6 protein-coding genes are annotated in these 8,595 nt (G+C 70.8%); 1 reads left to right on the forward strand and 5 read right to left on the reverse strand.

Annotated features, from left to right (window positions below):
• Positions 1-29: 29 nt before the first annotated feature.
• Together BKH28_RS05885 and serC are read right to left on the reverse strand one after the other, a co-directional pair.
• Positions 30-1,220, reverse strand: a complete 1,191-nt coding sequence (locus BKH28_RS05885; RefSeq protein ID WP_075417917.1) for a phosphoglycerate dehydrogenase — start codon at positions 1,218-1,220, stop codon at positions 30-32.
• A gap of 84 nt (positions 1,221-1,304) precedes the next feature.
• Entirely contained in the window at positions 1,305-2,384 is a 1,080-nt protein-coding gene (gene serC / locus BKH28_RS05890; RefSeq protein ID WP_075417918.1) for a 3-phosphoserine/phosphohydroxythreonine transaminase, read from the reverse strand.
• A gap of 253 nt (positions 2,385-2,637) precedes the next feature.
• Here serC and BKH28_RS05895 point away from each other — a divergent pair, with 253 nt between their 5' ends.
• On the forward strand, positions 2,638-4,221 hold the full coding sequence (locus BKH28_RS05895) for a DUF4832 domain-containing protein (RefSeq protein ID WP_075417919.1): 1,584 nt from the start codon (positions 2,638-2,640) through the stop codon (positions 4,219-4,221).
• 398 nt (positions 4,222-4,619) lie between these two features.
• Here the strand turns inward: BKH28_RS05895 and BKH28_RS05905 are convergent, their stop codons facing one another.
• From BKH28_RS05905 to BKH28_RS05915, 3 genes are all read right to left on the reverse strand, one after another.
• Entirely contained in the window at positions 4,620-6,128 is a 1,509-nt protein-coding gene (locus BKH28_RS05905) for a glycoside hydrolase family 36 protein (RefSeq protein ID WP_075417921.1), read from the reverse strand.
• Between the two features lie 138 nt (positions 6,129-6,266).
• Positions 6,267-7,484 carry a Gfo/Idh/MocA family protein gene (locus BKH28_RS05910; protein WP_075417922.1) on the reverse strand — a complete coding sequence of 406 codons (1,218 nt, stop codon included), beginning with the start codon at positions 7,482-7,484 and terminating at the stop codon, positions 6,267-6,269.
• A gap of 10 nt (positions 7,485-7,494) precedes the next feature.
• Positions 7,495-8,595 (reverse strand): CCA tRNA nucleotidyltransferase (locus tag BKH28_RS05915; RefSeq protein WP_075417923.1); only part of this gene is annotated, 1,101 nt, incomplete at its 5' end.

The following is an 8,595-nucleotide window of genomic DNA, read 5'->3' on the forward strand; positions in this document are numbered from 1 at the left end:
ATATGTCCCCGATGGCGCGGGGCACCGGCTCAGATGCAGCGGGCGGACAGGACGCCGTCGATCGCGCGCAGCTCCTCAAGGACCTTGAGCTCGATCTCGCCCTCGACGTCGACCAGCGTCACGGCCAGCTCGCCGCGGGACTTGTTGAGCAGGTTGGCGATGTTCTGCCCGTGCTGGGCCACGATCGTGGAGACCTGGCCGACCATGTTGGGCACGTTGCGGTTGACGATGACGAGCCGGTGGGTGCCCTCCTGTCGCGCCATGACGGCCTCGGGGAAGTTCACCGAGTTGTGGACCTGCCCGTCCTCGAGGAAGCCGCGCAGGGAGTCCACGGCCATCATGGCGCAGTTGCGCTCGGCCTCCTTGGTGGAGGCGCCCAGGTGGGGCAGGGAGATGCACTTGGGGTGCTTGTGGACCTGCGTGGAGGGGAAGTCGCACACGTAGCCGCCCAGCGTGCCCTCGTCCAGGGCAGCCACGACGGCGTCGGTGTCGACGATCTCGGCCCGCGCGAAGTTGAGCAGCACCGCGGTCTCCTTCATGAGGGCCAGACGCTGGGTGCTCACCAGTCCACGGGTGGCGGGGATGAGGGGCACGTGGACGGTGAGGATGTCGGCACGGCGGAAGACCTCCTCCATGGAGTCGGCCCGCTCGACCTCGGCGCTCATGTGCCAGGCGTGCTCCACGGAGATGCCCGGGTCGAAGCCGACGACGTTGAGCCCCAGCCCCAGGGCGGCGTTGGCCACCTGCACGCCGATGGCCCCCAGTCCGATGACGCCGAGCGTGCGGCCGGGAAGCTCGAATCCGACGAACTGCTTCTTGCCGGCCTCGACGGCCTTGGCGATCTCGGCGTCGTCCCCCTGAAGGGTGTGGGCGAAGCGGGCCGCCGGGATGAGGTTGCGCGAGGCGATGAACAGGCCCGCCAGGACCAGCTCCTTGACGGCGTTGGCGTTGGCGCCGGGGGTGTTGAACACGGGCACGCCCCGCTCGGTGAGCGCCTCGACCGGAATGTTGTTGGTGCCGGCGCCGGCGCGGGCCACGGCCAGGACCGAGTCGTCGATGGGGGTGTCGTGGAGCTTGGCCGAGCGCACCAGGAGGGCGTCGGGGCGCTCCACGGAGCCGCCGACCTCGTAGAGATCATCGGGCAGACGGGACAGGCCGGCCCCGGAGATGGCGTTGAGGGTGCGGATACGGAACTTGTGGTCAACGCTGCTGCTGGTCACGGAGGTACTTTCTGCAGGACGGTCCGAGTGGAGGAGGGGTGTGACGGACGGCCGGGCCCGCAGGCCGGCCGGAACGGCGGGCGCTCAGGCCCGGGCGGCGAAGTCGGTCATGTAGTCGATGAGGGCGCGCACGCCCTCGATCGGCATGGCGTTGTAGATGGAGGCGCGCATGCCGCCCACGGAGCGGTGCCCCTTGAGGTTGGTGAGCCCGGCGGCCTCGGCACCGGCCAGGAAGTCGGCGTCGCGGGCGGGGTCGGCCAGGGTGAAGGGCACGTTCATCCAGGACCGCGAGCGCTCCTGAACCGGGTTGGCGTAGAAGTCGGAGGAGTCGATGAAGCCGTAGAGGAGCTCGGCCTTGGCGCGGTTGCGCTCGGCCATCGCCTCCAGGCCGCCGCCGTCCTCGATCCAGTGGCCGATGAGTCCCAGCAGGTAGATGGCGAAGGTGGGGGGCGTGTTGAGCATGGAGTCGGCGTCGGCCATCTTCTGGTAGTCCAGGACGGTGGGGGTCACCGGGCGGGCCCGCCCCAGCAGGTCCTCGCGCACGATGACGACGGCCAGGCCCGAGGGCCCCATGTTCTTCTGGGCGCCGGCGTAGATGAGGCCGTAGCGGGAGACGTCGATGGGCCGCGAGAGGATCGTGGAGGAGAAGTCGGCCACGAGCGGGACGTCGCCGGTGTCGGGCACGTAGTCGAACTCGACGCCGCCGATGGTCTCGTTGGGCGTGTAGTGCAGGTAGCGGGCCGCCTCGGGGACCGTGAAGGAGCCGGGCTCGGGGGTGGTCGTGTAGGAGGAGGCGGCCTCGTCGGCGGGCACGACGACGTCGAGCTCGTAGGCACCGGCCTGCTTGATGGCCTTGGCGGACCACTGGCCGGTGTTGAGGTAGGCGACCGTGTCACCGGGGGCGGTCAGGTTGAGGGGGATGCCGGCGAACTGGGCGCTGGCCCCGCCCTGGAGGAAGAGCACGCGGTAGCTCTCGGGGACGCCCAGGAGTCGGCGCAGGGTGGCCTCGGCGTCGGCCGCGCAGGCCACGAAGTCGGCCCCGCGGTGGGAGACCTCCAGGACGGACATTCCCGATCCGCCCCAGCTGGTGAGCTCGGAGGCGGCCTGCTCGAGGACGGGCAGGGGGAGCTGGGCGGGACCGGCGGAGAAATTGAAGACGCGCACGGAGTCATCATTGCCGCTTATACGCGCGGCGGCAATCTCGTCCCACCTGGCGAGGCCCACCGACGTCGGCCCGCGACCGGAACGGGGCGCAACAGGGCGCAACGCTGCATGAAATTCTCACGTCCGCCGAAAGTATGGGTGACACAGCCGCCTCACCCTGTCAACCAAGCACGTTGTCGGCGATAGCACAGGTGGACCGCTCAACTGAACGCTAGGGTTACCTTCACGCTTAGGTCCCTACCGACAAGTTCTCATGATCGACTCACAGAACGACAACACCCCCTCAGCCGGCTCCACGGCCCCCGTCGTCCGAGCCGCGCAGGAATCTCACGCCGGCGCCGACGACGCGTCCGGCGCATCCGGAGCGGGAGCGCGCCGGCACCCGCTGAGCCGTCAGGTGCTCGACCGGCTCCGCAGGGGACGCAAGCCGCGATTCGGCGCCATCCTCGTGGCGCTCGTCGCCGTGGTCTCCCTGGCCACCGGGTTCCGGGCCTGCAACTGCAACCGGGCCTGGACCGAGGTCTCCGCGGCGGCCACGCCGGAGGCCAATCCGCTCAAGGGCATGATGCCCTTCGCGCCGGCGGACGCCTCGCACTCGCCGGCGCTGCAGGACGACGCCCTGCCCCACACGATGGAGTGGCTGACGCTGCCGGTCAGCGACGTCGTCACCGGGCCGGGCTCGTACGCGTGGGACAAGCTCGATGCACACCTCGACGCCATCGCCTCGCGCGGGCACCAGGCGGTGCTGCGCTTCTACGTCGACTATCCCGGGCGCCCCAGCGGTATCCCGGCCTACCTGCTGACCTCCCATGCGGTGACGACCCACGAGTACACGGTCAACGGCAACGCGCCGGGCCAGTCGCTGGCGCCGGACTACAACGACCCCGAGATGATGTCGATGCTCACCGGCTTCGTCTCCGCCCTCGGCCAGCAGTACGACGGCGACCCGCGCCTGGCCTTCATCACCCACGGCCTGGTGGGCTTCTGGGGCGAGGGGCACACCTTCCCGATGAACGGCAAGGTCTCCGGGGACAACCCCTCCGGCGAGAACTGGATGCCGTCGGCGGCGAACCAGAACACCCTCATCGACACCTGGGACGGGGCCTTCCAGGTGACGCCGACGCTGGCGCGCTACCCGTCCGCGGAGACGGTCAAGCGCGGGGTGGGCTACCACGACGACTCCTTCGGCTACGCGACGATGGACACCGCCGACTGGCACTTCCTGCCGCAGCTGAAGCAGGCCAAGGCGGACCAGGCCTGGCAGCAGCACCCGATCGGCGGCGAGGTCTACCCGGGCATCCAGGAGTGCTCCGTGCGCAACCCGGGCAGCTGCATGGCCTCGGGCTCCAACGGAGGAACGGTGGACATCAACGCCTCCATCAAGGCCACGCACGCGAGCTGGCTGGTGGACAACTGGGCCTTCACGACGACGCTCAACGGCACCGAGCGCGAGCGGGCCGTGCAGGCCTCCGCCGAGACCGGCTACGACCTGGCGGTGGCGCGCTGGCGGATGCGCAACGGCAAGGTCGAGGTGCAGATCGCCAACAACGGGGTGGCCCCCTTCTACTACAACTGGAACGTGGAGGCGGTGGCCATCAACACCTCCAACGGCATGGAGGTCGGGCGCACCAGGCTCAGCGGCGACCTGCGCAAGATCCAGGTCGGCAAGACCCAGACCTTCTCCGGGCAGCTCCCGGCGGACTCGGCCGGGGAGAACACGATCCTGGTGCGCGTGGTCAACCCGCTGGAGTCGGGCCAGCCGCTGCGCTTCTCCAGCGCCGGCCAGGACCAGACGCTTCCCGGCTACCTCACCCTGGGCCGCACCCCCACCCAGTAGGCCGGCCCGACGGCGGAGTCCCAGCTGGGCTCGACTGAAGCCGGCCTCCCGGCCCGGGGCTGCGCCGACAGCTCGCGCACCACCCATCCCGCCGTCGAGTGCGTCGAGACGTGTGGGGCCTACGGCCGGCTGAGGAGCGGGACGTTGACGGCGGCCTGGCGGGGCGTCGGTGTCCATGGCGCTGACATCAACCCCGCACCGGCATCGTGGGCCGAGAAGGAGCCTTGGGATTCCAACGATTCCCGCTGGGCACGTCGACGGCGGAACCTCTGATGTCAGCGCTGTGGACACTGAGCTGCTGACGTGCTCGACTTCGCGTGGTCTTGGTCGTGAGGCTGCGCGCCCTCACCTCCCGCCGCCTGACTCCCGCCCGGCCCCGACGCCGCCTCCGCCCCGCCTCACAGCGGGTAGGCCGACGCCTTGCCCTCGATGGCCTCGGTGAGGTCGATCTCGCGCTCGCCCAGGCTGAAGCGGTAGCGGCCCAGGATCTCCAGGGGCTCGTCCTCGGCGGCCAGGTAGGCGCGCACGGCCTCCTTCTCCTCGTCGTCGAGCCAGGTCATCTGGTCCGACAGGCACCGGTACCGACTGGCCTCGGCCACGTCGCGCAGCCACTGCATCTGGGTGTCGTCCAGGAGGTTGCGGCGGTGGCGGAAGAAGACGACGTCGGGATCGACCCCGATGACCCGCCCCAGCCAGAGCCGGTTGATGCCGGCGTGCAGGGCGTTGTAGGCCTTGGCGTCGGACAGGTCGTCGGAGGCGTAGTTCTCCCACATGGGGGCGACGTCGGGTCCCACCCGCACGGCGTCGAGCAACCCGATGGATGGCATGATGAGCGCCCCGGAGCCCAGGAGGAAGGTCTCCTCCCCGGCGGTGTCGCGCACGAGGCGCAGCCCGGTGCGGTAGGCCTCCTCCCGGTCGATCTGGCGGTGCCGGTAGCCGGGGATGGCGGCGGCGTTGATGAAGTCGAGCTTGAGGTAGCTGAAGCCCCACCGGTGGACGATCTTGGCGATGAGCTTGCGCACGTAGGTCTGGGCGGTGGGGTGGGTCGTGTCCAGCGCGTAGTAGTCGCCGCCCCAGTTGGAGCCGGCCACGGCCAGTCCGCCGTCGGCGTTGTGGACGAACATCTCCGGGTAGTCGCGCACCGCCCGGGAGCCGGGCAGGGCGATGAAGGGCGCCACCCACAGGCCCGGCTGCATGCCGGCCTCACGGATCCGGGCCGCGGCGGCCTCCATGCCGTCGCCGAAGCTCTCGCCGGCCTCCCAGTCACCGACCGCGGCCTCCCAGCCGTCGTCGATCTGAAGCGTCTTGAAGCCCAGGTCGGCGACCTGCGGGATCTCGCGCTCGAGGGCCTCCTGCGAGATGCTCTCGTAGTAGGAGTACCAGGAGCACCACACGCTCTGCGGCTCGATCTCGCGGCCACCCAGGCTCTCGCCGAGCTCGCGGGCGTAGCGGGCCATGACGGCGGTGGCCGGGCCGGGCAGGATCACCCAGCGCGCCGGGTCGCCGGACTCGGTGAAGGCCTCCAGGACCGCGGTGTCGGCGCGCAGGCGCGGCGTGCGCCCGTCCAGGCAGCCCACGAGCAGTGCCCCGGCGGAGTCCTCCAGGACCGCCATCCAGGCCGAGTGGTGTCGGGCCGGATCGTCCCAGGGGGCGTCGTCGGCGGTCCGACGGCGCTGCTCATCGGCGATGCGCATGGGCGCCTCGCTCAGGCGGCGCCAGCCCGACGGCGACCAGGAGTTCTGGCCGGTGCGGTAGAACTCGCCGTCGCGCATGTCGTGCAGGAGGGTCAGGTGGGAGGCCTCGACGTAGACGGCGCCGGTGGCGCCGCCGGCCCCGTGCTGGGTGGTCACCGTGCCGTCGCAGGCCAGGGCGATGCTGCGCCCGGTCAGGGTGATGTGGTGAATCATGCGCTCTCCTCGGCTCCGGCCTGTCCTGCCCGCGGGTCGGGTCCCTCTCGAGACACCAGCACCGCCCGGCTCGCACTGTACGTGCTACCGACCGTCCAGACCGACATTTTCTTCAAAGATGACGCGGAGCCGCGTTGCCTATGAAGAAACCGTCGGTGAGTGAGGATTGTGTTGGCCGCGGTGGAAGTAGGCCGCCAGGTCCGCGTCGAGCTCGGGCACGTCGTAGGGCACGGAGCCCGAGCGCAGGGACCGGGTGGCCAGCACGCCCGCCGCGACGGCGTCGCGCGCACTGACCGGGGAGACGTCGGTGGCCCCGCCGTTGCGCACGAAGCGCAGGAACTCGTCGATGGCGAGCTGGTCGGCGCTGTCGTGCCCGGTGCCCTCCTCGGCGATGACGTACTCCTGGGTGCCGCGCTCGGCGTAGTGCTCCGTGCGCTCGGTCCACACCTTGACGACGTCGCCGGCCCCGTCACCGAGGTTCTCGGCCCGGCCGCGGGTGCCGATGACCGTATAGCTGCGCCAGTAGTCGGGGGTGAAGTGGCACTGCTGATAGGAGGTCATGACCCCGTTGCGCATGGTCATCATGAGCATGGAGTGGTCCTCGACGTCGATGACGGGGTTGAGGTCGTCGACCTCGTCGGCCGGCCAGTGCTCGAGGCTGAACCAGTCCTGCATGACGGTGCCGGCGCTCGTCCCGGCCGGGCGCCGCCCGGCCTCCCCGTAGACCATGAGCCCGCCCATGCCGACGACGCGGGCCGGCGCGGAGCCGGCCAGCCAACTCATGACGTCGATGTCGTGGGCGGCCTTCTGCAGCAGCAGGCCGGTGACGTGTCGGCGCTCGGCGTGCCAGTCGCGGAAGTAGTAGTCGCCGCCGTTGCCCACGAAGTGGCGGCACCAGATCGCCTTGAGCTCGCCGATCCGCCCGGAGTCGATGATCGACTTCAGCAGCCGCACCACCTCCATGTGGCGCATGTTGTGGCCCACGTAGAGGCGGGTGCCGGTGCGCCGGGCCACCTCCAGGATGCGGTCGGCGGCCTCGATGGTGATGGCCAGGGGCTTTTCCAGGTAGACGGGGATGCCGGCCTCGAGGAAGAAGCGGGCCAGCTCCTCGTGCGTGTCGTCGGGGGTGGTCAGGACGACCGCGTCGATCCCGTGTCCCAGCAGGTCGCGGTGGTCGGCCACGACCGCCACGCCCTCGGGCAGGAGCCGCTGGGCGCGCTCGGCGGCGTCGGGGGCGATATCGGCCGCGGCGACCAGCCGGGCCGGGACCGGTGAGGAGTCCGCGAGCGCGGCCAGGTAGCAACGGGCCCCAATGCCGACGACGCCGACCCGCAGCTCCCTTGACGCTTCAAACATTCTTTCGCCCTCAGCTCTTCTGGCGGGCCGCCCACCAGGAGCGCAGTGCCTGGCGGGCCAGGTCCTCGCCGATCGGTCCCTTCTCCATGCGCAGGTCCATGAGGAAGCGGTAGGCCTCGCCGACGACAGGCCCGGGGGCCACGCCGAGCTCGGCCATGATCTGGCCGCCGTCGAGGTCGGGGCGGATGGCGGCGAGCTCCTCAGCGGCGCGCAGGGCCTCGATGCGCTCCTCGAGGTCGTCGTAGGCGCGGTCCAGCATGGCGGCCTTGCGGCGGTTGCGGGTGGTGACGTCGGCCCGGGTGAGTCGGTGGAGGCGCTCCAGCAGGGGACCGGCGTCGGTGGCGTAGCGGCGTACGGCCGAGTCCGACCAGGCGGCGTCGGCATAGCCGTGGAAGCGCAGGTGGAGCTCGACCAGCCGGGAGACGTCCTTGATGGTCTGCTTGTCGAAGCGCAGCGCCCGCAGGCGCTTGGCCGTCATCCGGGCGCCGACGTGGTCGTGGCCGTGGAAGGTGACGGTGCCGTCGGGCAGGAAGCGGCGGGTGGCGGGCTTGCCGATGTCGTGAAGGATGGCGGCCAGGCGCAGCACCAGGTCGGGGCCGGGGACGGGTCCATCGGGGCCGGTCTCCAGGTCGATGGCCTGGTCCAGGACGGTCAAGGTGTGCTCGTAGACGTCCTTGTGGCGCTTGTGCTCGTCGACGGTCTCGCGCAGGGCGCTCAGCTCGGGCAGGACGACGTCGGCCACGCCGGTGTGGACCAGCAGCTCCAGTCCGCGCCGGGGCCAGGGGCTGATGAGCAGGCGCTCGAGCTCGGCGCGCACGCGCTCGGCGGAGACGATCTCCAGGCGGGAGGCCATCTCCTCCATGGCGGTCATGACGTCCATCTCGACGTCGAAGCCGAGCTGGGCGGCGAAGCGGGCGGCCCGCATGATGCGCAGGGGGTCGTCGTCGAAGGACTGCTCGGCGCTGACGGGGGTGCGCAGGATGCCGGCGTTCAGGTCGGCCAGGCCGCCGCAGGGGTCGACGAGCTCGAGGTCGGGCAGGCGCAGCGCCATGGCGTTGACGGTGAAGTCGCGGCGGGGGGGGCCCCCGGGGGGGGGGGGGCCCCCCCCCAA

Origin of the sequence: Actinomyces oris, from assembly GCF_001937665.1 — a bacterium.
GTDB classification, from domain to species: domain Bacteria; phylum Actinomycetota; class Actinomycetes; order Actinomycetales; family Actinomycetaceae; genus Actinomyces; species Actinomyces stomatis.